This window comes from Brasilonema octagenarum UFV-OR1, assembly GCF_963888615.1.
Taxonomy (GTDB): domain Bacteria; phylum Cyanobacteriota; class Cyanobacteriia; order Cyanobacteriales; family Nostocaceae; genus Brasilonema; species Brasilonema sennae.
Genome location: NZ_CAWPKW010000168.1, coordinates 14,023 through 40,638 on the forward strand (window position 1 = coordinate 14,023; position 26,616 = coordinate 40,638).

Annotated in this window: 25 protein-coding genes and 1 pseudogene; 15 read left to right on the plus strand and 11 right to left on the minus strand. The window is 41.7% G+C overall.

What is annotated here, in order from left to right:
- Window positions 1–37 precede the first annotated feature (37 nt).
- A pseudogene (locus AC5590_RS11500) lies at window positions 38–232 on the minus strand (Uma2 family endonuclease); the annotation flags it as partial.
- A gap of 115 nt (window positions 233–347) precedes the next feature.
- Here AC5590_RS11500 and glcD point away from each other — a divergent pair.
- The 4 genes from glcD (at window position 348) to AC5590_RS11520 (ending at window position 5,653) form a co-directional block, all read left to right on the plus strand.
- Entirely contained in the window at window positions 348–1,826 is a 1,479-nt protein-coding gene (glcD, locus tag AC5590_RS11505) for a glycolate oxidase subunit GlcD (protein ID WP_169263931.1), read from the plus strand.
- A 488-nt stretch (window positions 1,827–2,314) separates the two neighbouring features.
- Window positions 2,315–3,238: a M23 family metallopeptidase gene (locus tag AC5590_RS11510; protein ID WP_171975183.1), complete on the plus strand. Its 924-nt coding sequence runs from the start codon at window positions 2,315–2,317 to the stop codon at window positions 3,236–3,238.
- Window positions 3,239–3,620: 382 nt separating this feature from the next.
- Window positions 3,621–4,250: a peptidoglycan-binding domain-containing protein gene (locus AC5590_RS11515; protein ID WP_169263932.1), complete on the plus strand. Its 630-nt coding sequence runs from the start codon at window positions 3,621–3,623 to the stop codon at window positions 4,248–4,250.
- Window positions 4,251–4,630: 380 nt separating this feature from the next.
- Complete coding sequence (locus tag AC5590_RS11520) at window positions 4,631–5,653, plus strand: peptidoglycan-binding domain-containing protein (RefSeq protein ID WP_246162992.1); 1,023 nt, start codon at window positions 4,631–4,633, stop codon at window positions 5,651–5,653.
- Here AC5590_RS11520 and wecB read toward each other — a convergent pair.
- Both wecB and AC5590_RS11530 read right to left on the minus strand, forming a co-directional pair.
- The gene (gene wecB / locus AC5590_RS11525) at window positions 5,650–6,801 is read right to left on the minus strand and encodes a non-hydrolyzing UDP-N-acetylglucosamine 2-epimerase (RefSeq protein ID WP_169263933.1); all 1,152 of its coding nucleotides are present in this window, start codon (window positions 6,799–6,801) and stop codon (window positions 5,650–5,652) included. The two genes, AC5590_RS11520 and wecB, sit on opposite strands and share 4 nt — an antisense overlap.
- Before the next feature lie 144 nt (window positions 6,802–6,945).
- Entirely contained in the window at window positions 6,946–7,323 is a 378-nt protein-coding gene (locus tag AC5590_RS11530) for a hypothetical protein (protein ID WP_169263934.1), read from the minus strand.
- Window positions 7,324–8,132: 809 nt separating this feature from the next.
- Here AC5590_RS11530 and AC5590_RS11535 point away from each other — a divergent pair.
- The gene (locus AC5590_RS11535) at window positions 8,133–8,894 is read left to right on the plus strand and encodes a circadian clock KaiB family protein (RefSeq protein ID WP_169263935.1); all 762 of its coding nucleotides are present in this window, start codon (window positions 8,133–8,135) and stop codon (window positions 8,892–8,894) included.
- Between the two features lie 40 nt (window positions 8,895–8,934).
- Here AC5590_RS11535 and AC5590_RS11540 read toward each other — a convergent pair whose 3' ends face one another.
- Entirely contained in the window at window positions 8,935–9,882 is a 948-nt protein-coding gene (locus tag AC5590_RS11540; RefSeq protein WP_169263936.1) for an aldo/keto reductase, read from the minus strand.
- A 377-nt stretch (window positions 9,883–10,259) separates the two neighbouring features.
- Between AC5590_RS11540 and iscB the strand changes: the two genes are divergently transcribed.
- The 4 genes from iscB to AC5590_RS11560 all read left to right on the plus strand — a co-directional run bounded on the left by iscB (window position 10,260) and on the right by AC5590_RS11560 (window position 14,207).
- On the plus strand, window positions 10,260–11,546 hold the full coding sequence (gene iscB / locus AC5590_RS11545) for an RNA-guided endonuclease IscB (protein WP_169263937.1): 1,287 nt from the start codon (window positions 10,260–10,262) through the stop codon (window positions 11,544–11,546).
- 20 nt (window positions 11,547–11,566) lie between these two features.
- Complete coding sequence (locus tag AC5590_RS11550) at window positions 11,567–13,033, plus strand: BCD family MFS transporter (RefSeq protein ID WP_169263938.1); 1,467 nt, start codon at window positions 11,567–11,569, stop codon at window positions 13,031–13,033.
- A 65-nt stretch (window positions 13,034–13,098) separates the two neighbouring features.
- A complete protein-coding gene (locus tag AC5590_RS11555; RefSeq protein ID WP_169263939.1) occupies window positions 13,099–13,905 on the plus strand; it encodes an inositol monophosphatase family protein in 807 nt (268 codons plus the stop codon).
- Window positions 13,906–14,012: 107 nt separating this feature from the next.
- On the plus strand, window positions 14,013–14,207 hold the full coding sequence (locus AC5590_RS11560) for a helix-turn-helix domain-containing protein (RefSeq protein WP_246162995.1): 195 nt from the start codon (window positions 14,013–14,015) through the stop codon (window positions 14,205–14,207).
- Between the two features lie 323 nt (window positions 14,208–14,530).
- Here the strand turns inward: AC5590_RS11560 and AC5590_RS11565 are convergent, their stop codons facing one another.
- Entirely contained in the window at window positions 14,531–14,917 is a 387-nt protein-coding gene (locus AC5590_RS11565) for a hypothetical protein (RefSeq protein WP_169263940.1), read from the minus strand.
- Window positions 14,918–15,332: 415 nt separating this feature from the next.
- Window positions 15,333–16,412, minus strand: coding sequence for a ChaN family lipoprotein (locus AC5590_RS11570; protein ID WP_169263941.1), 1,080 nt, complete (start codon window positions 16,410–16,412; stop codon window positions 15,333–15,335).
- A 64-nt stretch (window positions 16,413–16,476) separates the two neighbouring features.
- On the opposite strand from AC5590_RS11570, the gene AC5590_RS11575 reads away from it, so the two are divergent.
- Both AC5590_RS11575 and AC5590_RS11580 read left to right on the plus strand, forming a co-directional pair.
- Window positions 16,477–17,430 (plus strand): MDR/zinc-dependent alcohol dehydrogenase-like family protein, encoded by a 954-nt coding sequence (locus AC5590_RS11575; protein ID WP_169263942.1) that lies wholly within the window; start codon window positions 16,477–16,479, stop codon window positions 17,428–17,430.
- A 21-nt stretch (window positions 17,431–17,451) separates the two neighbouring features.
- Window positions 17,452–18,174 carry a dienelactone hydrolase family protein gene (locus AC5590_RS11580; RefSeq protein ID WP_169263943.1) on the plus strand — a complete coding sequence of 241 codons (723 nt, stop codon included), beginning with the start codon at window positions 17,452–17,454 and terminating at the stop codon, window positions 18,172–18,174.
- Between the two features lie 100 nt (window positions 18,175–18,274).
- Here the strand turns inward: AC5590_RS11580 and AC5590_RS11585 are convergent, their stop codons facing one another.
- From AC5590_RS11585 to AC5590_RS11605, 5 genes are all read right to left on the minus strand, one after another.
- Window positions 18,275–18,562, minus strand: a complete 288-nt coding sequence (locus tag AC5590_RS11585; RefSeq protein WP_169263944.1) for a hypothetical protein — start codon at window positions 18,560–18,562, stop codon at window positions 18,275–18,277.
- Window positions 18,563–18,697: 135 nt separating this feature from the next.
- Window positions 18,698–19,738, minus strand: coding sequence for a chlorophyll synthase ChlG (gene chlG, locus AC5590_RS11590; protein ID WP_169263945.1), 1,041 nt, complete (start codon window positions 19,736–19,738; stop codon window positions 18,698–18,700).
- Window positions 19,739–19,917: 179 nt separating this feature from the next.
- The gene (locus AC5590_RS11595; protein WP_169263946.1) at window positions 19,918–21,018 is read right to left on the minus strand and encodes a Get3/ArsA fold putative tail anchor-mediating ATPase NosAFP; all 1,101 of its coding nucleotides are present in this window, start codon (window positions 21,016–21,018) and stop codon (window positions 19,918–19,920) included.
- 203 nt (window positions 21,019–21,221) lie between these two features.
- Entirely contained in the window at window positions 21,222–21,416 is a 195-nt protein-coding gene (gene petP, locus AC5590_RS11600) for a cytochrome b6f subunit PetP (RefSeq protein ID WP_169263947.1), read from the minus strand.
- Between the two features lie 124 nt (window positions 21,417–21,540).
- Window positions 21,541–21,855, minus strand: a complete 315-nt coding sequence (locus AC5590_RS11605) for a hypothetical protein (RefSeq protein WP_169263921.1) — start codon at window positions 21,853–21,855, stop codon at window positions 21,541–21,543.
- A gap of 150 nt (window positions 21,856–22,005) precedes the next feature.
- On the opposite strand from AC5590_RS11605, the gene AC5590_RS11610 reads away from it, so the two are divergent.
- From AC5590_RS11610 to AC5590_RS11625, 4 genes are all read left to right on the plus strand, one after another.
- Complete coding sequence (locus AC5590_RS11610) at window positions 22,006–22,185, plus strand: hypothetical protein (protein WP_370460614.1); 180 nt, start codon at window positions 22,006–22,008, stop codon at window positions 22,183–22,185.
- Between the two features lie 308 nt (window positions 22,186–22,493).
- A complete protein-coding gene (locus tag AC5590_RS11615; RefSeq protein WP_169263976.1) occupies window positions 22,494–23,339 on the plus strand; it encodes an ABC transporter permease in 846 nt (281 codons plus the stop codon).
- Window positions 23,340–23,461: 122 nt separating this feature from the next.
- Window positions 23,462–24,772 (plus strand): ABC transporter ATP-binding protein, encoded by a 1,311-nt coding sequence (locus tag AC5590_RS11620; RefSeq protein WP_169263948.1) that lies wholly within the window; start codon window positions 23,462–23,464, stop codon window positions 24,770–24,772.
- Entirely contained in the window at window positions 24,765–26,609 is a 1,845-nt protein-coding gene (locus tag AC5590_RS11625) for a class I SAM-dependent methyltransferase (protein ID WP_169263949.1), read from the plus strand. Before AC5590_RS11620 ends, AC5590_RS11625 begins: the two co-directional genes overlap by 8 nt.
- Window positions 26,610–26,616: the final 7 nt, after the last annotated feature.

A 26,616-nucleotide genomic window follows, 5' to 3' on the forward strand; every position in this document is an offset into this window, starting at 1 on the left:
TTCGTAATTTTTTTTTGAGGCGTTTCATGAAACCTCTCTAAAGACTATCAGGATCAATACCCATAGCCCGTAATTTTTCTGCAAGTAATTGAGCACGTTGTTCTGCTTGTGAAGCACGCTTATCCCCAGTTTGTACAACGATACCATCTTTGTAACACCAACGTAACCAAACATCTTGCCTACCTTCAAATTCTCCTTGCCAGAGAGTAAAATCTAAGCCAACTTGCTCTAGGGTGTCAGATCAGAATAGACAATATTGTTCTTGACTCCCGTTTTAGGTGCAATTCTTGTAACAATATGTTTATAGGGAGTCGGCAAAGTAGTTCTCTCCCTTGGAAAAACCACCTATGCTTACCCAAGATAAACAACAACGCAACTGGAAACCCATCGTCAAGCAATTTGAGGCTGTCGTTGGTAAAAATGGCGTAGTACAACGCCGCGAGGAACTCATCACATACGAGTGCGATGGACTGACTAGCTATCGCGAACGTCCAGCTGTGGTGGTGTTACCGAGGACGACAGAACAAGTTGCAGAGGTTGTGAAAATATGCGATCGCCACTCCATCCCCTTCATTGCACGCGGTTCTGGTACGGGTTTATCTGGTGGGGCGTTGCCAGTCGAGAATTGCGTCTTGATTGTCACTTCTTTAATGCGACAAATACTTAAAGTTGATTTAGAAAATCAGCAAGTTATTGTTCAGCCAGGAGTGATTAACAGTTGGGTAACACAAACTGTGAGTGGTGCTGGTTTTTACTACGCTCCTGACCCTTCCAGCCAAATCATTTGCTCAATTGGTGGTAATGTCGCAGAAAACTCTGGTGGCGTACATTGTTTAAAATACGGTGTCACAACCAACCACGTTTTGGGATTGAAACTTGTCCTTCCTGATGGTTCGATTGTTGATGTGGGGGGACAAATTCCTGAAATGCCTGGTTATGACTTAACAGGTTTGTTTGTTGGTTCTGAAGGAACGCTAGGAATTGCTACAGAAATTACGCTGCGAATTCTCAAAACTGCTGAATCAATTTGCGTACTTTTGGCAGACTTTACGAGTATTGAAGCAGCAGGTGTTAGTGTTTCTGATATCATCAGCGCGGGGATTATTCCTGGTGGTATGGAAATTATGGATAATCTCAGCATTAATGCTGTTGAAGATGTGGTGGCAACAAATTGTTATCCCCGCGATTCTGGTGGTATCTTATTAGTAGAAATTGACGGTTTGGCAGTAGAAGTTGCGGCAAATAAACAGCGGATTGCAGAAATTTGCCAAAAGAATGGTGCACGGAATATTACAATAGCTAGTGACCCAGAACAGCGCTTAAGATTGTGGAAAGGAAGAAAAGCAGCTTTTGCAGCAGCAGGTCATGTTAGCCCAGATTATTATGTACAAGATGGCGTAATTCCTCGCACTCAGTTACCTTATGTACTAGAACAAATTGAAGCATTAAGTCAAAAATCTGGGTATCGCATTGCTAACGTATTTCATGCTGGAGATGGCAATCTTCACCCATTGATTCTGTACGATAATTCCATTCCTGGCGAATTAGAAAAGGTGGAAGAAGTCGGCGGGGAAATTCTCAAGCTATGCGTGAAAGTTGGTGGTAGTATTTCTGGTGAACATGGTATTGGTGCAGACAAAAAATGTTATATGCCAGAAATGTTCACTGCTACTGATTTAGAAACTATGCAATGGGTACGGCAAGTTTTTAATCCCAAAGGTTTGGCAAATCCAGGTAAGATTTTCCCGACACCGCGCACTTGTGGTGAGGCTGCAAACGCTACGGGTGAGATTGCTAAAAAGTTTGAGGGTGTGGAAAAATTTTAGCTTACTGCCGAACTGCCAGAAGATTACCTATTACATGAGAGTGACAAGAATAGCATTTTGAGGCTCCCACGGCTATGAAAACATCGCGCTGTCGCCGTCTGCGGCGCGGCTACGCCTAACGTTTTCACTTAAAGCCGTGGGATTCTCCCTTCATCCAGTAGACAATTTTGAATTTTACAGCAATCCTAGATAAGTCGTGAACAAAAAAACGTAGACGCGAAGCGGCTTCCCGCAGGGTAGCGCAAAGGGCGCATAGACGCAAAGCGGCTTCGGTGCAGGGTAGGGCGCAAAGAAAAGAAAGAGAAGACGAGGAGGGTGTTCACATCCTATTTAGGAAGGGTGTAGATTTTGGATTGATCCGATGGATTCATCCAGGGCTTGGGAATTTTGGATTTTGGATTACTGACACTCCTGATGTTGTTGCTTTAAGACTGTAACAGCAAATAACTCAAGACATCCTAAACCATTTTTCTTACAAGCTCTAACTGATGATAAAAGTTACTATTACTCAAATTTGTACATATAGCTTGATAGGGTTAACATCTTTTTTTGCTGTGTTAAGTACAAATACGCAGGTTTTGACCCAGACAGTAAAAAGCTCCAATATTCCACAAAAATCTCTTCCCTCTGATTTAATTTGGCCCACTCAGGGAATAATTTCTCAGGGTTTTCGCAAATATCAACATGAAGGAATTGATATCGCAGGAGCAACTGGTACTCCTATTGTTGCTGCTGCATCCGGTACAGTGGTCAAAGCAGGTTGGAACGAATGGGGATTAGGGAATGTCGTAGTTCTTGAGCATCCCGATGGGACTGTTACAGTTTACGGTCATAATAGCCGCTTTTTGGTGAAACAGGGTCAACAGGTCAGCCAAGGACAAGTTATTGCAGAAATGGGAACGACAGGTAATAGTACGGCACCTCACCTACACTTTGAGGTGCGTAAAAATCATCGTTTTGCTGTTGACCCCTTGACGACATTACCATCTTTGATTGCAGGAAAAATTCCACAACAGCAGACTGCAACTCAAGCAAAAGCAAATCACGAAATCAACCAAGTCTCTGGTACACAGACACCACAGGAAGTTTCATCTTGGCAACCAATTCCAGTGCCTGTTGGATCTCAGATGGCTGATACTAAATGCAATGGCACTACAGTAATCGAAGGCGAAACAGCAAATCTTTCTGTGAAAGTCTGTCAGGAAAATGGTCAGTTGTTTTATATTGGGCAATTAAAGCGAGACTCAACCCACCCTGTACGCCTTCCTGCTAGGAGTGTTGGCAGTTCTCAGTATCGAGCAGACAATGGTAGTTTTTCCTATATTGTTAGTTCTGACAAAGTAGAAGTTTGGCAAAATGGTCAGCAAGTACGTTCTGATACTTTTTCCTTTTCAAAGCAGTTTGGGCAATAAGGTAAGATTTTCTATTCTTGTAAATACTACAGATACATTTGCTCTTTTGGGGCAATGCTGCTTTGGAGTCGGCTCGCCAGAGGCTATGATGCACAGCCACCACCATAATCTTTGATTTGGTGGTCTTGAATTAGTGACGGTACACACGCTCCCACTAATTAATTTTGAATTTTGAATTTTGAATTTTGAATTTGAGCGGAGCGAGTGACGCTTTACTCACGGCATTGTTCCAGACTTTTGTGACAAAAATTATATTTTCTTAATTATGCTACCAGTGAAAATCCTTTACGATAAAGCGTAGTCTAAGTTACATTAGACAGACTCACCAAAAAACGAAGTAAAACTCTGCATTTGTGAATTTTCCAGTATTAAGGAGCTGACTGTGGAATATCTTGCTTATTCTTTGATGGATAGTGCCTACGCAGAGGCGACTAAAGATACAGAATTCAGTCTTCCAGAATTGAAACTGCCAGAATTGAAACTGAGATTCAACTGGAACAGAAATTTCAAATCTGTGTGGTTAAGTTTCGCGCTCATGGGTACGTTGTTAGCGATTTTAGCTCAAGCTCAAACAGCTTCAGCCACATACAACGGTCCAGGAAACAAATATTATGTTCAGACAAAAGGCAGTGATCTCTTAGTTCGTAAAGGTCCTAGCTCATCCACTGCCGTTGTTGCATCTTACCGTAATGGCTCACGACTTCCACGAGTCGTAGCATATAAAAATGGATTTGCAAAGCTATCCAATGGTTATTACGTTGGTGCTAATTGGATTAGCAACAAACCTGGCAAAGGCAACACCGGTGGTCCTGGTGTTGGTGGTCCTTACACTTTGAGTTTAGGTTCTCAAGGTTCTGCTGTAGCAAGACTACAAGAAACTTTAGGACTCACACCTACCGCATATTATGGTCAAATCACAGCAGATGCGGTCAAAAACTATCAGCGAAGAAATGGTTTACTTGTAGATGGAGTCGCTGGACCACAAACCTTATCTGGTTTGGGAGTGTATTAATTACAGTATTTTTTGTAAGGCAGGCATTACTCACTAATATCTCACAATGTCCATTAGATGGCTTTTCTGAGCGATGCCCATCTTACCATTTGTGGTCTATTTATATGAAACCGCTGTAAAAAAGGATTTTTAGGCTCACAGACTTTGTATGCAACAAAGCTGTTAGCAACACATATTTTTCTTGGTCAATATTTCCCTGTCTGTTTGAGTCAAGCGGACAGGGATTTTGTTTTTGAAAAATTCACTTTAATTTCCAATTTCGTTCTAGACTCTGTCACAATTTATATAGACCAGTAAAGTTCTACCTAGACAAAATCTACGGAAGAGCACAACAAAACTTCTACACTCACCAAACGACTTTCAGCACAAAGGAGAAGATTGTGGAATATCTTGCTTATTCTCTGATGGATAGTTCATATGCAGCGGTAACTGCAGATAGTGAATACCATCTTCCTGAATTTAAACTCACTATTCCAGGGCAAAAATATTTGAAATCTACATGGTTAAGTTTCGCACTAATCACTACCTTATTGGCAATTTTCGCCCAATCCCAACCAGCAACAGCCGCCTACTACGGTCCTGGTAGATACTCTGTGAGAACTAACGGTAGCTGTCTTAATATACGTACAGGTCCTAGTACCTCCTATCGCGCTGCCAAATGTGACTCCAATGGTTCACCATTGCCAAGAGTTGTAGCATATAAGCGTGGATTTGCTCGGTTGTCTACAGGTAATTACGTTTCTGCTAAGTGGATTGACACCCGCGCTAAGAAAGAATATACTCTTCGCCGTGTTCCAACACAAGACACTTATAATAATGGGATTGGCGGTAGCATCACTCTTAGAAAAGGTTCCCAAGGTGATGCGGTGGCAGAACTTCAAAGAAGTTTGGGCAATGTTTCAGTCACTGGATACTATGGTTCGTTAACTCAAAGAGCAGTTAGGAACTTTCAGGCAAGAAACGGCTTACGTCCAGATGGAGTCGCGGGACCTGAAACTCTTAGTTATCTTGGGTTCGGGAACATTAGCCGCAGACCATCTTTAGATTATCCTCTGTATCCTAACGATGGTTTTGGTGCTAGAGGCTACTCTCCGTATTATAACGACAGCTATAGCCGTAACATAACTTTAAGAAGAGGCTCCAGAGGTGAAGCTGTGGCAGAACTTCAAAGAGCTTTGGCTAATGTTCCAGTCACTGGATATTACGATTCTTCAACACAAAGAGCAGTCAGAAACTTCCAGGCAAGTCTTGGTCTTCGTCCAGATGGAGTAGCCAGATCAGAAACTCTAAGTTATCTGGGAGTGGGTAATGTTAGCATAAGACGATATTATCCTGGAAATTCTGGAAATTATAGCTATTCTGGGTATTCTGGGTATTCTGGTATTAGTGTTGGTGGTCCTTAATTGCCAAAATGCTCTTGAAGTGAGGCTGATGTTTCTGGGGAAAGCTGCAAGTAATTTTGCACAATTTGTAAAATTCGCTTTGCTGCATGACCATCGCCAAAGGGATTAATCGCGTTTGCCATTGCTTCATAAGCAGTAGAATCAGAAAGCAATTGGGCTGCAGTCGCAAAAATGTTCTCGCTTTGAGTTCCCACTAGTTTAGCTGTACCCGCAGTGACTGCTTCAGGTCTTTCTGTTGTTTCTCTCAAAACCAAAACTGGTTTTCCAACACTGGGTGCTTCTTCCTGTAAACCGCCAGAGTCGGTAAGTAAAAGGTGCGATCGCATAATCGCTCCCACTAATTCAGCATAATCTAAAGGTTCTGTTAAAAAGACACGCGGATGGTTTCCCAATAGTGTTTGCAACGGTTCTCGCACTATCGGATTACGGTGCAATGGCAGTAGCAAAGCTGTATCACCGAACTTATCCAGTAACTGTAAAAATCCTTGAGCTATATCATGCAGTGGTTCTCCCCAATTTTCACGGCGGTGAACTGTTGCCAGCAGGACACGATATTTTTCCCATTCCAATCCAGGTATATCACAAACAGGAACAGTTGCAGCTACAGTTAACAGCGCATCAATCACTGTGTTACCCGTCAGGTGAATTTCGCCCAAAACACCAGAACGTTCTAGATTTTCCACGGCTATTGGCGTTGGCGCAAAGTGCAATTGAGTTAGTTGAGAAATCAGCCGCCGATTAGCTTCTTCCGGATAAGGATTAAATAAGTCATCCGTCCTTAACCCAGCTTCTACATGTCCTACAGGGATTTTTTGATAGAATGCAGCCAAAGTTGCGGCAAATGCCGTAGTCGTATCTCCCTGCACTAGGACTAAATCTGGCTTACTTTCTTGGAATAATCCTTCCAAACCTTGTAAACTGCGGCAGGTGATATCACTCAGAGATTGCTTTGGTTGCATAATCTCCAAATCATGAGTCGCTTTGAGGTTGAACAGCCGCATCACTTGCTCAACCATCTCGCGATGCTGTCCTGTCAAAATAACAGATGTGTTCAGACTTGAGGAATTTTGGAAAACCTGAATGACTGGAGCTAGTTTGATTGCTTCCGGACGAGTACCCAATATAATGTAAATTTGCTTTTTTGTCATTAGTCAATTGTCATTAGTCAATTGTCACTAGTCAATAGTCATGAGTCAATAGCTATCATCCGGAAATGACAAAGGACAAAAAAGGCATGAAAAAACCCGGCTGAACCGGGCGGATGTACTGTTTGTCGAATTGAGCAGTGATAGTTAGTGTTTAATTTCACAAGTTAATGGGCAAGAAGCATAAACGGCGATCGTTTGCATATTCTCTGTTTCTCCATGCAGCCAGCTCAACCATTTGATTTCGCTTGGATGAACTCCTTTAAGAGTCAGGGCTGCAGCAGCCATTACAACTGCCATCACATTAAACATAATTAAACCACCTGCAACAAGCAAAACCGCACGAACAGGCATCACTGATTGTAAAACAACTGACAACAGACATCCGACCGTAGCCATCAAGACAACCAAAGGAAAACCGACAACCAGCAAGCATACTGCCAATGTAAAAGTCCATATTAAGAAACTTTTCATCATTAACAAAGAGTGTGTCTTACTTAAATTAGATGTTTGAGACAAAGCCATGACTTTTTCCCTTAAATACAAAATCAACAAAACAAAGATTCAGGTTGAGAAATCTCTAACTCATCAATGAGCGGGATCAACTATTAAAGATTCAGTATATAAAAACCTATTCATAAGATGAGCGTTTTTTTAATAAACTTTACACTTAATTTTTTGCAATTATGTGAAGAAATTTAATCCTTAGTTTGAGACAAAGCCTGTTGTTGACATCTATCTTTAGGCATATCAACTAAAAAGTAATGATTTTAAAGGTTTTTTGAAATTCAATTACTTTTAGCGTGCTTAACATTTCTTATCAAAGCAAGGAAAGTTCCTCATAATTCGTAAATGGTCTTGAATAAATTAGTAAATTGGTGATCCCCTGCCAGGTGGTTTGTCGTGTATGCAAATGACAAGAGTTTTGAATTTGTTTACAAAAGTCAAAATTTCCTTCTAGAAATGTCAGCAACTCCCAGTGAAATAGCAAAAATTGTTCCTTAAAGAATACAAGTATTGAGAATTATGAATTATAAATATTAAGACTATTTAATATCCCTAAAGGGATATATTGTTAATTCTGAATTGATCATTATGGTCGCATAACGTGCCGGTAAGCCATATTTGAAATTCCCCCGTATGCACGAAACACACGCAATCATGCGTATGCCTATGGCTTGTGGGCACGCCCTCAGGCGCAATTCGTAATTCCTGCGTAGGAGGCACGGCACGCTTTGCAGAGTGTAGAGCACACAGACCGCAGTCATACAAAGCAGCGTGTCCCGCAGAAACTTAAGTTTAGCGTCTCTTAAGGAGAAGGGAGTGACACGCCCTTGACATCCGACAAACCACTTTTACCTCCACTGTTTAAAGGCATTGCGCTGTTTACACCTGGAGGAGATTTAATTTACTGTATCGACCCTAGTAAGCAAGGTCGATGGCATTTACATTTGTGCGTTAGTTTGCAGGAAATTCTGGATTTACCAGAACCACCTCATTTTCTAGTACCTTGCTACACGGCGACTATAGACCATTGGTTAAATCCACGCACTCAACAGATACAAACTTTCGCTGAGGCTTATCCGGCAGTTATGCGACATCAAGCCGTTCTTAACGCTATTTTTGGGACAGGGGAGTTAGCATGGCAATCTGCACCTTGGCAGGAGGGCTTGTGCGATCACTTAGTATTGACAACATATCGCTCTACATTTCCTCAGCTTTGGGAAGACCACGACTTAGTTGTGCGGCTTGACCTTTGGGATGCAAATCCTTCATACTATGAACCAACAACGTCCGCGCAACAACCCGAACCAAAAACAAAAGGTTATGTTCTGCGCCTGTTTGTTGCCGGACACAGTAGCGCAACACAACGCATTTTAGAGAATTTACATGAACTACTAGAAAAAAATCTTGGCAACCCTTACACACTAAAAGTAATTGACGTTTTAACGAATCCAGAACAAGCAGAATCCAATCAAGTTTCTGCGACTCCTACCCTCGTCAAAGTTTGGCCTCATCCTGTTCGACGCATTGTTGGAGATTTGGATAATGTGGAGAAAATTTTACAGATGCTGGCTGGTCAGGAAAATTCATAAATCAAGTAAAAAGAAATTATTTCTTTTTACTTGATTCTTTTTACTTGTAAGAACGGCTCACTTCTTCTAACTGCCTGATCTCATCGTCGCTCAATCTCCAACCCAAAGCACCTGCATTCTGTCGTACCTGTTCCGCTGTTTTCGCCCCAGCAATAGGAATAACGTTTCCTTGAGCGATTAACCACCTCAAGGCAACTTGGGCAGGAGTACGCCCGTGTTTTTCTCCAATCTGGCGTAGCAAAGATATCACAGGCTCTATTTTCTGCAAGCCTTCTTTACTAAAACGGGAGTCTATCCTTCTGCCATCTTTGAGATTATTAGCACTATCAGCAGTGTACTTACCAGTCAGTAAGCCTTGAGCCAGAGGACTATATGCCAAGATTGTCACACCTAATTCACTGGCAGTTTTGAAAATACCATTGGTTTCAATTTGGCGAGTCAGTAAAGAGTAACGAACTTGATTCACTGCCAAAGGTACACCACGGGCTGCTAGTATTTGGTGTGCTTCCCGCATTTGATCTGCTGAGTAATTACTGACACCGATCGCCTCAATTCTCCCCCGCTTCACCTCATCAGCCAAAGCATTCATCAAGGTTTCTTGACTCATAAAAAACGCAAAAGGCCAATGCACCTGATAGAGAGGAACTCGCCCTAATTGTAGACGTTTGAGACTATCTGTCAGAGCATCAGCAACAGACTGACCGAAAATTCGCCAAGGAAAAGGACCATACTTGGTTGCAATTTGTACCTGTTGGTCGGTTTTCTTTAAGAATTGTCCCAAAAATTCCTCTGAAACTCCCAATCCATAAACTTCAGCGGTATCAAAGAAGGTGACACCAACTTCTAAAGCTGCACTAAAAGCTGCTTGCAATTGATCTGCACCGTAGTTATTGCCATAATTCCAAAAGAGCTTATCACCCCATGCCCAAGTCCCAATGCAAAGGGGTGTAACGGCTGGACCATTTTGTCCGAGTGTGATGGTTTCCACGTTTTCAAAATTACATTTCTTTACATTTCTTTACTTTTCAGTGTATTGCAAAATTTATCTCAAAATATCTCTCAGAATGTAGACACGGCTAAAACCTGATTAAAGCAACTACGCTTAATCGTCGTGTCCAGCTTCAGGATTAGACCTACGTTATCGGCAAGTGTTTAAGTTCTTACCTTGGAGTGCTCGCCAGCTCCAAGCTCTAAAACTTTTGAGTTAAAACTTGCAAAGGGTTTATTAAAGCTAGTGCTGAAAGGATAGTGAGGCACTCCTCGGCGCTTAGTTAAGCGACAGTCACGGAAGTGCCGAACCCGCAAGGGTACCGACCGATAACTTAAGCGAGGCAAACATTACGTGCAAACAGTAGAGACAAAACCATGTCTAATCAAAATTACGTTTTTGTACTTGATACTAACGGAAAACCACTCAACCCTTGCCGCCCTATCACAGCAAGGAAACTGCTGAACGCCAACAAAGCAGCGGTTTTCCGACGCTATCCTTTTACGATTATCCTCAAAAAGGAAGTAGTTGATACGCCAGAGCCTATCACACTCAAATTAGATCCCGGTTCAAAAGCAACTGGTATCGCGCTGCTGCAACGGGAAAAAGTCGTGTTTGGCGCATCGCTTGCCCACAGAGGACAAGCAATAAAAGCATCTTTGGATTCACGACGAGCCATCCGTCGCAGCCGTAGAGCCAGACATACACGTTATCGACAACCCCGATTCTTAAATCGTACTCGTGCAAAAGGATGGTTAGCACCCAGCTTGCAGCATCGAGTAGAAACAACTCTGACTTGGATTGACAGATTCATTCGATTTGCGCCCATTGGTTCAATTGTTCAAGAATTAGTCAGATTTGACCTCCAACGGCTTGAGAATCCTGAAATTTCCGGAATTGAATATCAGCAAGGAGAGTTGCAAGGCTATGAAGTCAGAGAATACCTCTTGAACAAATGGGATAGAAAATGCGCTTACTGTGGCGCGGAAAATGTGCCTTTGCAGGTTGAACATATTCATCCCAAAGCCAAGGGCGGCAGCAATCGAATTTCTAACCTTTGCCTTGCTTGTGATAAATGCAACGCTAAAAAAGGAACTCAGGATATTAAGCAGTTTTTAGCTAAAAAGCCTGAAGTGTTGAAACGAGTTCTGGCACAAGCTAAACGTCCTTTAAAAGATGCTGCGGCTGTCAACTCAACCCGATGGGCATTGTTCAATCGGTTAAAAGCTATAGGTTTGCCTGTTAGCACGGCTTCAGGTGGATTAACTAAGTTTAACCGTACCCGACTACAGCTACCCAAAGCCCATTGGTTGGATGCAGCGTGTGTGGGTAAAGTTGAATCACTTTTGCTTTTAACTCAGCAGCCATTATTGATAAAGGCGTTGGGGTGGGGATGCCGACAGATGGTGCAAACCGATAAATACGGATTTCCCCGAAAAGGATATCGAGCCAAGCAAAAAGTAAAAAACTGGAACACTGGCGATATTGTTTCGGTTGTTGCTGGGAAGTTTGCAGGTATTACAGGGAAACGACTAAAAACCGTGCGTTTTAAAGGAAACTTTGATATTCGTTTAAGCAAAGAATTGGTAATTAGTGTTTCTCGAAACGACATCAAAGCAGTACATCGTAAAGATGGTTATGACTACAAGTTTGCGCAAGTTTAGATAATAAAAATGAAGTAGCTATGGCAAGCGGCGATTTGATTGATTCTCAAAAAAATTCCTTGGCCATGCCAAAGGTTAATGTATTGACGATGTTTCGGCTTGGCTTATTTCAAATGGGGCTAGGCATCATGTCGATTCTCACCCTAGGAGTGCTGAATCGCATCATGATTAAGGAATTAGCAATTCCAGCTACACTGGTAGCCGGTACTATAGCAGTGCATCAGTTCGTTGCACCAGCAAGGCTGTGGTTTGGACAGTTATCTGATGCTAAACCCTTTCTGAACTATCACCGTACTGGTTATGTGTGGGTGGGTGCAGCTTTATTTGCGATCGCATCTTTCCTAGCAGTACAAGTGACTTGGCAGTTGGGTGCTAGTTTTTACTCCGTTGGATGGACGACTCAAACTTACGGCTGGGTTGCCCTGCTGGCAGGAATTTTTGCCTTCTACGGATTGGCATTGAGTTCTAGTTCCACCCCTTTTGCAGCTTTGCTGGTGGATGTTTCTGATGAAGACAACCGTTCTAAACTAGTTGGTGTTGTCTGGTCAATGCTGATGGTAGGCATTGTTATTGGGGCAATTATTAGCTCAAAGTTATTGCCAGCAGCTACTACTTGTCAAGAAGCAGCAACAGGAACAGTATCTCTATATAGCCAACCTGAACAGTTATTGGCGCTGCAAAACTCGGTTAACCGCCTATTCTTTATTCTTCCAGGCGTAGTTTGTGGGTTATCCATATTATCAACAGCAGGAATTGAAAAAAAATATTCTCGATATGGCATACGCTCCTCTATCGTAAAACGAGAAGACCAAATTACTCTCAAAAGGGCGATGAAAGTCTTGACTGCTAGCCGCCAAACAGGTTTGTTTTTTACCTTTTTGCTAGTGATGACAATCAGCTTGTTTATGCAAGAAGCTGTAATGGAACCCTATGGCGGTGAAGTGTTTGGCATGTGTGTCTCCCAAACGACGAGATTGAATGCGTTTTGGGGAACTGGGACGCTGATTGCTCTTGGTTTAACTGGTTTTTTAGTTGTACCACGCATAGGCAAACAAAAAACCACCGTGTTGGGATGCTTAACAGTCGCCCTAACTATGGTATTGGTGATACTATCGGGATTCACTGCCAATCAGAAACTCCTACAAGGAGCGTTATTCCTGTTTGGTTTAGCCTCCGGTGTGACCACAACAGGAGCTATTAGCCTCATGCTAGACTTGACCGCAGCAGAAACTGCTGGCACATTCATTGGGGCTTGGGGTTTAGCGCAGGCAATGGCACGGGGGCTGGCGACAGTGAGTGGTGGTGCTATATTGGACGTAGGGAAACAAATATTTCCTCAGAAAGTGCTGGCATATAGCTTGGTTTTTGGACTGCAAGCGCTTGGTATGATATTAGCGATTTGGTTCCTCAGTCGAGTTAATGTGAGAGAATTTCAGACAAATGCTAAGCAGGCGATCGCATCCATTTTAGAAAGCGAATTAGATTAGTTTTGTTTCGCGCAAAGACTGCAAAAAATCTTTGCGCCTTGGTGTCTTTGCGTGAGAAGAAACACATGACTGAATTTTGGACAACAATTCTCGATTTTGCCCAAACCACCACAGCCAGAGTGGGAAATCAATTAATGCAAGATTTTGGGCGAGTGCAGGCTTCGGAAAAAGCTGATGGCACTTTGGTGACGCAATCAGATAAATGGGCAGATCAAGAAATACGAAACGCCATAGCATCTACTTTCCCTGATCACGGTATCTTGAGCGAAGAAGATGATAAGGTTTTCCGTGGTACCGAATGGTGCTGGGTGATTGATCCCTTAGACGGTACAACTAACTTTACTCGTGGGATTCCTATTTGGTCGATTTCTTTGGGTTTACTGTATAAAGGCACACCAGTTTTTGGTTACGTTGCTGTGCCACCATTGGGAGAAACTTTTCACGGTTACTGGGGAAGTATACCTGAGTTAGAAGTACCAACAGGAGCTTTTCGCAATCATCATCCTATCCATACTAGTAATGATGATCCTAGTGGAAATCACTTCTTCAACCTATGTTCGCGTAGCACCTCAGTTATACAGAAAGACTTTCCTTGTAAAATTCGGATGTTGGGTGTTGCTAGCTATAACTTCTTGACGGTTGCTGCTGGCGCGACACTGGGTGGTGTTGAAGCGACACCAAAAGTTTGGGATATAGCAGGTGCTTGGGTGATTGTTCAAGCAGCAGGGGGAAGCTGGCGATCGCTCAAGTCAGAGCCATTTCCTTTAATACCACAACAAGATTACACGACTCGCTCTTTCCCAACATTGGTTGTCAGTCGAAGAGAATTGCTTCCGATTTTTGCTCAGTTTGTCGAAAAGGTAAAGATTTAAGGTGTTACTCGAAGGTTAATAAGCTAAAGGTGCACATTACAGCGGTTTTCAATTGAGTAGACTACAAATCTAGTAAACTAAAGAACCAGTAAAAATACTCACGAAAAATGCCTGTCCCCTACTCAACGGATCTACGCCAACGTGTGGTTGATGCTTATAAAGCAAAAGAAGGGTCGCAACGACAATTAGCCGACCGCTTCAAAGTCAGCTTATCATTCGTTCAACGGTTAATACGTCGTTATCGAAATACAGGAAAAGTCAGCGCAAAACCACATCGAGGTGGAGCGATTCCTAGCCCCTAAGAGGGGCGCTACGCAAACGGAGAGCTAAGCGCCAGAGGCGCACGCTACGCGAACGCTTAACGCTAAAATCAAAGTTAAGAACTTATCAAGGTAATTTTTGGGCGGGACAGCAATCAGAATATATTCCCATAAATAATATAGAGTGCAAGTCACGACTTCACAGTGGTGGTCTAAGATTTTATTTGGACACCTTTTTTCTTGGGCTGTGCGTCTTATTGAAAAATCTTTTTTACTCTTTACACTAGAAGTTGTGGACTTGTACTCTTTATTAATTCTCTGTCCTGAGTCCTGAGTCCTGAGTCTTGAGTTCTCTATTCGGTCACTCATCCCAGAAAAAATTCTTCTAGAAATGGATAAAACTCATTTGCCAGAAACTCAAATTTTTCTCCTATACCATCAGGGGAACTTATTTTAAATCCTCTACCATCACGCCAATTATATTTATTACTTGGAGTATAAGTCAGGTGAGCCGTCCCTTCTTTGTAGTACCCTGATAAAACCAGGATGTTTATTTTTGGAAAAAATTGTAATCTAAAATTTTCTGAAAAATGTCTTCCTTTGAAAGTCACAGACAAACTTTCAGTTTCAATTTCTCGGCCAAATAATTGAAACTGAGTTGTTGGGAAAACCAAAGCCGCAATCTTAGCAGCTTCTTCATTAATATCTGGTTGTATAGTGTAAAAAGTCTTTTCTAAAGCTGTAATAGACATCGTGTTTTCCTTTTTTGATAGATTTCTCTGATATGCGTTAAGCTCTCCCAAGTTGCTCAACTCCGGTTGAGCTTGTTTGAAACTCTGACTAGGATCTTGTATCTATAGTAGTAATTTTTGTATATCTAAAGTATGAATTTTTAATAAAATAACAGAACTTATTAATCAACCACCAGCACAAGTTAATAAGGTTTTGATAAATACTTCAGCTAAACCCTGGACAGTAGTTGTCAGAAGGGTTTGTGCCAAAAAAAAACTTCGGAGGACTTGAATAATTAGTTTGTATCTTTTTGTTATCTACAGATAAATAGAGCCTTGACGCGACTTTGGAGTGTGCCGCAGCCAGGGAACGTGGGCGGTAGTACTGCTTCTTGTATTCTTTTCTTTTTCTGCGAAGATCATCTTCCAGTTACTGTTAATTGCCCTGTGCGTCTGTGGTGTTAGAAAGAATAAAGTCTGCTATTCGCTTATTTTTGCGTGTAGTAGGCTCATCTGGCGGACTAAGTAAAATAGAACGCTGAATGAATTTTTCATTCTTGAGGCGACGAGCAACACGATCTGGAATACCATAATTATAAATGATATGTCCCCGTCCGGCTAATACGATAACTTGATGGTTTTGATAAGCTTTGACAAATTGAGCAATACCATCTGCCATCGTTTCGTCCCATACAACTTGGGCTTGGAAAAATTTTTCAACATCTGCACTATTACCATGATTTGCGGCTTGATGCTGCTGAAAGACTGATTGTAAAGTTTGGCGATATTCTTCGTTATCTGTCTTAATTTCTGATAGAGGAGGAATAAATTTCCGTTCAGATGGTGTTAAGCCTTCTAAGCCTTGTTGAGCAACTTTGCGGCTGATTTCTGAAGGAGTGCTTAAGGCGATAACGGAAAGTCGTTTTTCTTTTGCAAACTGAATAATTGGTGCATAATTCTCCCAAGGAAATCCCCAGCGTTTTTCATATTCACTTTTCTGTACCAATTCTTCTTCTGTAAGTTTACCTGCTAGATATTGATTCACAACATCTTGTAGTGGTCGTTGAAACATTTCCATTGCAATGGCAATGTTTGGATTTTGATTGTAAAGTTTTTGAATAATTTCTAGCTGCCTTTTATGGTCTTGCGAATTGTCATGATTTTCCCCTAAATAAACAATATTTACTTTTTTTAGCTCTAATATCATTTTTTCAAAGCTAGGGAAATAATTTATTGGGTTTCCACAAGTTTTCTCCCAATTTGGGATTTGCTCCTCAAAGACTTTGCTTGCTGCAACTCCTCTTGAAGGAAATAAAACAGTTTTCGGTGGGCAAGAATTATTGAGTTGTTGAGGATAAGCAGGCAAGGTGCTTAGGAGAAAGTAAAAAGTAAAAGGCAAAAGGCAAAAAAATAGTTTTTTATTTTTTCCTTGTTTCGTTTTTTTTCCTAAATGCCTTTGTCTGTCTGTTACTATTTGTACTAATGCCTGTAAATTAGTTTTTAGAGACTGTGTCATTTTTTAAAGTTTCACCCTAGCTTAACGATTTTGAACATTTATTACCACTTTAGGAATAGGTAAAATGCAAGGAATCTGGCTCGAAAATAATCAACTTCAACTACGAACTAATATCCCTATTCCCGAACCGCCACCAGGAGAAGCTTTGGTGCGTGTTCTCTGTGCTGGTGTCTGTAACACTGATCTAGAACTGAAGAGGGGTTACTATCCATATACTGGTATTCTAGGACATGAGTTTGTTGGTGTTGTTGAACAAGGACCACAACACTTAGTCAACCAGAGAGTTGTCGGAGAAATCAATGCTGTTTGCGGGCAATGTCGATTCTGTCGCAGTGGACAACCGACTCATTGCGAAAATCGTACTGTGCTTGGTATTGTCAACCGCAATGGAGCTTTTGCTGAATACCTGTGTTTGCCAATACAGAACTTGCATCCTGTACCTGAAAATATTCCTACAGAAGTGGCAACTTTTACTGAACCTTTAGCAGCAGCATTGGAAATTCAACAGCAGGTACAGTTACGTCCAGATGACCGGGTGCTTGTTATTGGGGATGGTAAGCTAGGACAACTTGTGGCGCAAACGTTAGCTTTAACAGGCTGCGATCTGTTGGTTGTGGGGCGTCATCAAGATAAGCTTGCTCATTTAGAGGCACGGGGTATCAAAACTGGCTTTGCTGATACAGTGACTGATAGAGCTTTTGATATTTCTGTGGAGTGTACTGGTAACTCGGAAGGCTTTGCACTTGCTCACCGTGCCTTGCGTCCACGAGGAACTCTGGTACTCAAAAGTACTTATGCTGGGAAATTAAGCCTTGATGCCTCTTCTTTAGTTGTGGATGAAATTACTCTTATTGGTTCCCGTTGTGGTCCTTTTGCGCCTGCACTTGAACTGTTGGCACAAGAAAAAGTTGACGTAAAATCTCTCATTAATGCTTGTTATCCTCTGGCTGATGGGCTGGCTGCTTTTGAACGCGCTCAGACAAAGGGTGTTTTAAAAGTTTTGTTAGAAATGAGTTAGCCCTGAGCCACTGTGAAAAAAATGCAAATCGAACAGACAGAGGTGATGATTTCCACGCCTGAAGGACAGATGCCTGCCTTCTTGTGTACACCTGTTATTGCTGATCGCAAGAGCGCTGTTCTCCTGTTAATGGAAGCCTTTGGCTTAACGCCACACATTCGAGACGTCGCAGCCCGAATTGCGAACGAAGGTTACGTGGTTCTCACGCCAGATCTCTATTATCGCGAGTTGCCGAACAACAAATTCGGATATGACGAGGTTCAGCAAGCCAGGGCTATGATGTTCCGCCTCGATTTCGGTAAACCTATGGAAGAGGATCTTCGGGCAGCGTTGGCTTATATTAAGTCACGATCAGATGTGTATCCAGATAGAATTGGTGTTACCGGGTTTTGTCTGGGTGGCGGACTGAGTTTTCTGACTGCCTGCAAGTTCTCGGACGAAATCGCGGCAGCTGCTCCCTTCTACGGTGTGGTTTTAGATGAGTGGATCGACGCGGTGACAAACATCACAGTACCTGTATACTTATTCTTCGGTGGTGCCGATCCATTTATTCCTAACGAACGCGTTCAACAAATCGAGTCCCGATTCAAGGAACTGGGGAAAGAGTACACGTTGAAGGTTTACAGTGATGCCGATCATGGGTTTTTCTGCCACGAGCGTTCTTCCTACAACCGTTTGGCCGCCGAAAACTCTTGGCGCGAGCTAACATGGTTCTTGGAAAAACACCTACACAAGACTATCTAATAAAGTGGTTTGTGTTTTTCAAGTTGATAAAGTTTTATAGGATTCCCTGTTCCTTGTTCCCTGTTCCCTGTTCCCTGTATAAATACAACCTAAACAATTCCTAATAAAACATAGGATTAGTTTTCGGTTGATAGTCCATACAACTTATTGCTTCTTCTGTGTTAGCGACAGAGGGACGGACAGTACATTTTAGGTGGTAATCATTGGTAAAATATTGGCAGCCTGTACAAGGAATTTGATGCATTTCCTGCGCTTTAGCAACACTGTCTCGCGCTGCTGTCCACATACTCCAAACAACAAGAAGAATTAAGCTCCATGCGCTGAGAAAGCAAACAGGGATGAGCACCGGCTGAATCAGATGAATGATGTAAAAAAGTAGTTGTAACACGACAAATCCTGACAAAAGTTACGAGTCATAATTTTTTAGTTAGAAGTTAGGAGCATTTCATATTAACTCCTGACTACTTATCCTTAAATCTTACTTTTTTCCTTACTCCTAACTTCTAACTTGGGAAGTATTAAGTCAAACACCAGCATGACCAATTGCTAACCCAGCAACGAGCATCCCGAAAACGAGAAATGGTTGGGCACTTGCTTGGTATTTGACATCATTTGCCAGTGGATCGCGTAGAAAGTACATATCCTGGAAGGTGATTTGCGGAATGACAAGTAGTACGAGAATTGCTGCATACAAGTTCTCATGGATGTAGACCAGATAAGCCGCGATCGCCACTTGAAAAACATCAATCATGAATACGCAAATCCACGCAGCAGTGGTGACACCAAACATCACAGGAAGTGATTTTAATCCGAACTTGCGATCGCCTTCTATACTCTTGAAGTCATTGACAATCGCAATGCCCAAGCCAGCCAAACTATAAACCACAGTCAGAACAACAATTTTCCAATTGAGTTCACCAAACAAAGCATGACCAGTACACCAAGGCAAGGCGATGTAACTAGCACCAAGGGCATAGGTTCCTAACCAACCGTTCTGTTTTAACTTCAGAGGTGGTGCAGAATAGATGTATGCTATGAAGGAACCTAATATGGCAGCCACAGTAATCGTGGGAAACTCATGACCTGCCCAAACATCCAGAACAAACGCTAAACCAATACCAGCAAAAAGTAATACTAATATCTGCGTGATTACCTGGGGTAAGGGAATTGCTCCGGAGGGAATTGGGCGATATGGTTCGTTAATCGCATCAATTTCGCGGTCATAGTATTCATTCAGGGTTTGCGTGTAACCTGTTAGCAATGGTCCTGCTAGCAACATACACGTTGCTGATTTCAGGACATTTTCCAGAGTCCATGTGTACTCGCCGGAAGAAGCAGCACCGCAAACGACGCCCCATATTAAGGGAATCCAAGTGATGGGTTTCATCAGTTGCAGGCGGATTTTCCAAATTGAGGTTTCTCCAGACGCTGCACCTTTCATACCCAGCAGTTGCCTTGTTTTGGCACTACGATCAACAGCAGCTTTGACTTCCTGTGTTGGTGTTACCGAGTTTAGTGCTTCTGGTGAATCTGGATCTGGAGTAGTGGGAGTTGATTCAGACATAAGTCGTACTTGCTTATGAGTTGTAGCTTCGCCAGTTATCAGTTATCAGTTATCAGTTACCAGTGAGCCAGCGCTGCAGGAGGGTCTCCCGACCTAGGCGACTGCGAACCCGAAGGGTTACCAGTTATCACTGTTTACTGTTCATTGATAACTGTTCACTGTTGTAGCTCCTAACTTGCTTAGAAAGAGATTATCAAATATTGGTTCTGAAACTTTGCTCCAGTTACAGCTTTCCCACTTAAGGCAGGAGGGAGGAAGATATTACGCCGTTGATCTCCTGCTTCCACGGTGACTTCTGGACCAAATGTAGTCAGTTTAACCTGCTTTTTGTCAAAGCCAGGTAAGAATAAGCGGACCTGACGCGTGTTAACGTCTATCTCTATAGGTTTAGGAGCCTGTACCGCTTGTGCTGCAAAATTAGGTAGGGCATCAATCAGCGGTTGCCACTCATCTGCCTTGGCTTCTGGAATAATACTCACTGGCAGGGGAGCAAATTCCTGTGTTAGGTTTACGCTTGTGTCAGAAGAAACTTGCAGCACGCCGCCAACAATCAGACCAACTTGTTGGGCACTACCCCAGAAATAGCGGGCTGTAGCCACTTCCACACGATCATTGGTCGTCACGAGGAAAGCAGCAATGCGTTTAGGATCGGCAAGGGCGGCTTTTCCTTTGTCTAACAAATTATTGACTTGGTTGGTGGGTTGGGAAAAGTTATCTGTTACCCAGTTGACATTGAAAAAGGTGCTAATAAGCGGTTGAATGAAGGGTGATTCGGAAATTCCTTTTCCTAAGTCGGAATTGATAAACAATTGGCGAAAGCGTCGCACGTACCAACTAACAGATTCTGGCATTCCCAACACCCGTATGGTGGAAGAGTCGCCTGATCCATCATAGATAATCGCGTCATATTTGCCGCTTTCATCATATTGACGAATGGCATTCAGGGCGAGGGCGCTATCCATTCCAGGCAAGACTGCCAGTTCTTGACCGTAAATATCTTTTAGGATGGGTGTGCGCAGGTATTGTGCCTCCAGTTTTTTCACCTCCTCCCAATTGCGTTCTAGCAGCACTCCTGTTTGGAACTGCACGACTTGCAGATTGGCAGCAATTTCTTGGGGTTCAGGACCAACTGTTACTCCTAAGAGGATTGACATTGCTGGTTCTGGTTGTCCAGCTAGGAGAACACGTTTTCCTTGACTTGCCAATAGTTTGGCTGCGGCGATCGCAATTTTTGTGCGATCACTACTGCCTTTGCCCAAAAATGTCAGTATCAGGGCCATTACCTTGATTCCTATTTTTACTGCTAGTTTTTTCAATTCCAACTTAGCACTCAGCTTGTTTTGGCAGCTTATACCAAAGTTCTGATACCTACGCACCCCACAAAATTCAAAATTCGCAAAATGAGAAATTCAAAAAAAAATTCTTTATTTTGAATCTATAATTTTAAATTTTGAATTCCCCCAAAGGGGGGTTGAGCTTTGGGCTACTGCTGAAGTTTAAGTTCATCTTCAAAAAACCAAGTGGTAAAATTATCCTCAAACTTAACTATTATGCCAACGCCGCTACTATCGGTCATCTTGTAGCCTTGAATGATGCCGACTTGTCCTAGTCTTTTGACGATAGGGGCAGATACGCGATCGCGCAAACGAACGACTTTAACTTTTTGTCCGATTTCCATGCCAACTTACAACACAACAAACCAAGACTCAGTGTAGCCGAATCTGGGACACCAGAGGGAGTGGGGAAAGATGACGACTGACTAAAATGAAATCAATAACTCAGCACGTGTCAGCAGATCTTTGTCATAGCGCAACAGCTAGAACAACAGATGCCCGATACAGAGCGATCGCCCTTCTTTCTTTGCCCAGAGGGGTTTTTCCAAAACCCCTCTCCCCAAATCTTCGATTTGGGGCAACCAAACTCCGTTTGGTTGGGGCATAGGGCGCACGCCTTGGGCGATCGCAATTGTTGGGACAGGGGTTGCGATCGCTTGAGTATTGATCCACAGAGTTTAACTTAGCCCTTGCAAACTTAGAATCAGAGGTAGCACCTGATGTATTAAACTGATCCACCCCGTCCACCACAGGAAGTTTTACCAACGATGTATGATTTGCCAAGTGAATTAGTAAAAGAATCCGGATTGCCGATGAATTTCACATTTTTAAAGCTAGACTACTCAGCGAAACCTGCCAACCTTGTAACTATCCCCCCGAGGAAATTTTAATTGCTACCGACTTAAATCTCTACTACAATCCTCGTCATCCATTGTGTTACAAGCGACTCTATGGCTACGTTGGTACGATGCAAACAATCAATGGATACTAACATCTACACAACAAGTTGAACAAGAACGCCAACGGGCTGAACAAGAACGCCAACGAGCCGAGAGACTAGCTGAGTATTTGCGTAGTCAGAAAATTGATCCGGATAACTTGCCTCAAATGTGAAACAATGACTTGTTGGATATTCAGCATCAAAACATAACATTTGTTTAACAACAGTTGCTGGGACAGTTCCAATTTAAGGTAAGTGAGTCACAAGAGTTTAACTGAGTTCTTTTTAGCTGAAATCACAGATAAAATATGCTGCAAAATATTCAATTAATCGTATAATTTACAAGGTAATTTCAGAGCATTTTGACAAAAAACTTATTCTTCTAATACGAAGTACAACGGGAACTTTAGTAGCTGTTGGGCTTCATTGAGAGAAATCTGGTGTGTCGGTAGTGAGTGAGGAGCAGCAATTGTTGCGAACAATGCGAGGAGTTGTCCGAAAGGCGGAGAAGCTAAAGCGTATCTTGCCGTTTCATGAACAGTGGTTGGTAAAGTTTGATTTGTTGAGAACTTTGGTGCGACGGGATTTGGAAGCACGCTACAAAGGTTCTGTTTTAGGGAATTTATGGCCTTTGTTGAATCAGCTATCCCAGTTACTGATTTATACTTATGTGTTCTCAATTGTGCTAAAAGCAAAGCTAAGTCTCAAAGGTTTTCCAGAAAACAATTTTACCTTTGGTTTGTGGCTATTTGCAGGGTTACTGCCTTGGATTGCTTTTAGTGGTGGTTTGATGCAAGCCTCTACTTCGGTGATAGGACAGCCTAACTTAGTAAAAAAAGTTGTGTTTCCCTTAGCTTTGTTACCGCTAGTGCCAATTTTATCAACGTTTATTGAGAGTTCCTTTGGTTTAATGGCGTTGATTTTTTTTGTGGCGGTACAAACTCAGACTTTACATACGACTTTGGCACTCTTACCGTTGATTTGGTTCACCCAGTTATTACTGACAGCAGGATTAGGTTATTTGACGGCAGGGCTAACCGTCTTTTTGCGAGATATACCGCAGACTTTAGGAGTTATTTTACAGCTTTGGTTGTATCTAACACCAATTGTTTATCCAGCATCGTCCATACCACCAGAATTCCGGAACTGGGTATTTTGGCTAAATCCCCTGACGGCTATTTCGGAAGTTTATCGTGACTTAATTTTAGTGGGAGAGGTGAAACATTGGGGTGAGTGGGGAGTTGCTTCTGTGACTTCTGCTGTAATATTTTGTTGCGGTTTTTGGGTGTATAAGCGGTTGCGTCCAGCGTTTGCTGACGTGCTGTAGCAAAATGCGACCACTTAACGCTATTATTCGCCAGAGTTTGCTAAATTTTATAGTTTAATTGATGATTTCTGATTCAAAATCTTATAAGAGTTTCAGATGTCGTAGGAATATGCGTGTGTGTTATGGGTGAGGAAATTGCAATATCTCTCAAAAATGTCTCAAAATGTTACAAGCGCTATACTCGTCCGGTAGATAGGCTCAAGGAAATTTTGCTACCAGGAAAGAGCATGGCTCAAGAGTTTTGGGCATTGCGGCATATTAACCTAGAGATTTCTAAGGGAGAAACTTTGGGAATTATTGGTCAAAATGGCTCTGGCAAAAGTACAATGCTACAAATTATTGCTAGAACGCTGACACCCACAACAGGGGATGTCCAAGTTGATGGGCGGATTTCAGCATTGTTAGAGCTTGGTAGTGGCTTTAATCCTGAGTTTACAGGGCGGCAAAATGTCTTTTTTAATGGACGGCTATTGGGGTTAAGCCAAAAGGAAATTGAAGAGAAGTTTGATGAAATTGCTGGGTTTGCAGATATTGGAGATTTTATTGAGCAACCTGTCAAAACATATTCTAGTGGTATGTTTGTCCGGTTAGCTTTTGCTGTTGGAGTGAGTGTAAATCCTGACATTCTCATTGTAGATGAAGCATTAGCAGTAGGTGATATTTATTTCCAGCAAAAATGTTTTGAACGAATCAGAGAACTGCGAGATTTAGGCATAACGTTTTTATTTGTTTCCCATGATCCTACGGCTGTATACAAACTTTGTCATAGAGCCGTGTTAATGGAAGCTGGGCAATTAGTGCTAGATGCTAAACCAAGACAAGTTATTGATTTATATCAAGCCAAGCTGCTGAAGAAATTAGACTTACAACCAGATGCAGTAAAAATTAAAATTCTAGATGATTCTGATTCGGAAACCATCTTACACGAAAAGGATTCTCCATTAGTAAAAACAGACTTAGAAGAAGTCGTTATTAGTTCACCAGAAGTCAATATTAAGTTTATTAAGTTTTTAGATGAAAGCGAGCAAGAAATTGAAGCTATCATTAGCGACAACGAATTGCAATTGTGTATAGGACTCTTGTTCTTTAAATCTTTTGAAGATCCACACATCGGTTTTAAAATTAGAGAGCGAACTGGAGAAGTGGTGTTTGAAACAAACACTTTCTGCATGGGACAAAAACTGGGTCAAGTCGAGCCGGATAATTTTGTAGAGATTCGCTTCAAATTTCATCTACCTTTGAGCGAAGGGGAATACACAATTACAGTTGGTGTTGCGGATAGTGGTTTTGCACAAAGTTCTTTTAAAAAAACATTAGTTTATGCCCACAATGTGGCGTCTTTAAAAGTACTAAAAAACAAAGAAGCTATCCTTTGGTCAGGAATCATAAATCTTTCACCAAGTCTTTCAATTTTAAAGCATACTTATGTTTGATGAGATAATTCAACAGGCACACAAAAGAGAATATAACTTTACAAACACTGCGAATCCAGATGATCCACTTGCCCACCTTTTTAGTGATTGGGTTGATTACTATGGGTTAAAGTGGGCGATCGCTCATGTCCTAAAACCCACTTCTATTCTTGAAATAGGAGTGCGTTTTGGTTACTCCGCTGCGGCATTTCTACATGGACATCCATCTGCTCATTATGTAGGTATTGACTTAGATACAGATTCTTACGGAGGTGTCAAGGGAGCGATAAATTGGGCGAAAAAAATAACTCATGAATTTGCCACTGAATATATTGTTGCTGATACACAAGCGATGAAACGCTTCCCTGGCAATATTTATGATTTGATTCATGTAGATGGACAACAAGATGGTGATAGTTCTTTTCATGACTTGGAACTTGCTACTAAACAGGGACGTTATGTACTAGTAGATGGGTACTTGTGGACGAGACAAAATTTTATGGCAGTTAGCGATTTTTTATTTCGCTACGCTGACATATTAGATTGGTATGGAGTAATACCAGGCTATGCCGGAGAATTATTAATAAAAGTTTCCGATAATTATTTAAATCAAAATATTAAATATAACGACCACAGCGACAATTCTAGTCTGAGAATTCGTCAAACTTACACGACTGAATACTATACTCAGGATTGTGGCGGCTTTGATGTTTACAAAAAGAATCAAGGTAAAAAGTTAGAAGATTCAAGATTAAAAGCTGTTGCAACAATTGCAAGTTTGAAACAACCAGGACGTGTACTTGATTTAGGCTGCGGTCGTGGTGAACTGAGTTTTTATTTTGCTCATCAAGGTTCTAAAGTGACAGCTATTGATTACTCACCAAATGCAATTGAGTTAGCTAAAAAATGTTTTGATGGTGAGGAATCTCTTCAAGCAAATGTAGAATTTATTTGTGATGATGTTTGTCATATTCCTTTGTCCGGAAAGTATGATTTAGCAATCGCATCTGATGTCATAGAACACTTATCCAGTGAAGAAGTGGATAAGCTTTATCAAAAAATAGCATACCATTTAAAATCAGATGGATTATTTGTAGCACATACATTTCCTAATCTGTGGTATTACAAGTATGAGTATCAACGAAAAAGAAAAATTGCTGCTTCTGTAGGTGCCTATCTCCCACCAGAACCACGTTCAAGATATGAACTGCTGATGCATATCAATGAACAATCTCCACGGGTTTTTAAAAAGCAGTTAAATCAATATTTTAAGTATGTAGATTTATGGTTTGGTCACACTGATGATCCAGGCGGCAGTCTTGTGAGAAGATTTTCTAGAAGAGAGATATGTGCTGCTCCTAGTTTGTTTGCTATTGCTTCTCATCGACAAATAGATCAAGAAGAGTTAAAAAGTAAGTTACAAATTCCTGTATTACCGCCTGTTCCCGCAGGTAAACTAAAAATATTCGTTAAAAACTGTCCGACAGAAGTCAAAGTAAATAGTGAATTTGAAATTCAGTTAGAAATTGAAAATCAGAGTCAGTTTAGCTTTCACAGTTATGGTTCCCATCCTGTTCATATTGCTTATCACTGGATGGATAATCTGGCTAATAATTACATTATATTTGATGGAGAACGAACAAAGATATTTCCCCCTTTATATAAAAGTCAGCCTAGATTCTTGAAATCTTTATTGGGTCAAGTGACAACAGAAAGATATACAGCTAAAATTAAGGCACTTCCTCAAAAAGGTTCTTATATTTTGAGAGTAACTCTTGTGCAGGAAGGCGTGCGTTGGTTTGATGCATTACCCACTCAATTAATGGAGGATATCTTAATTGAGATCATGTCATCATAAGTATTTC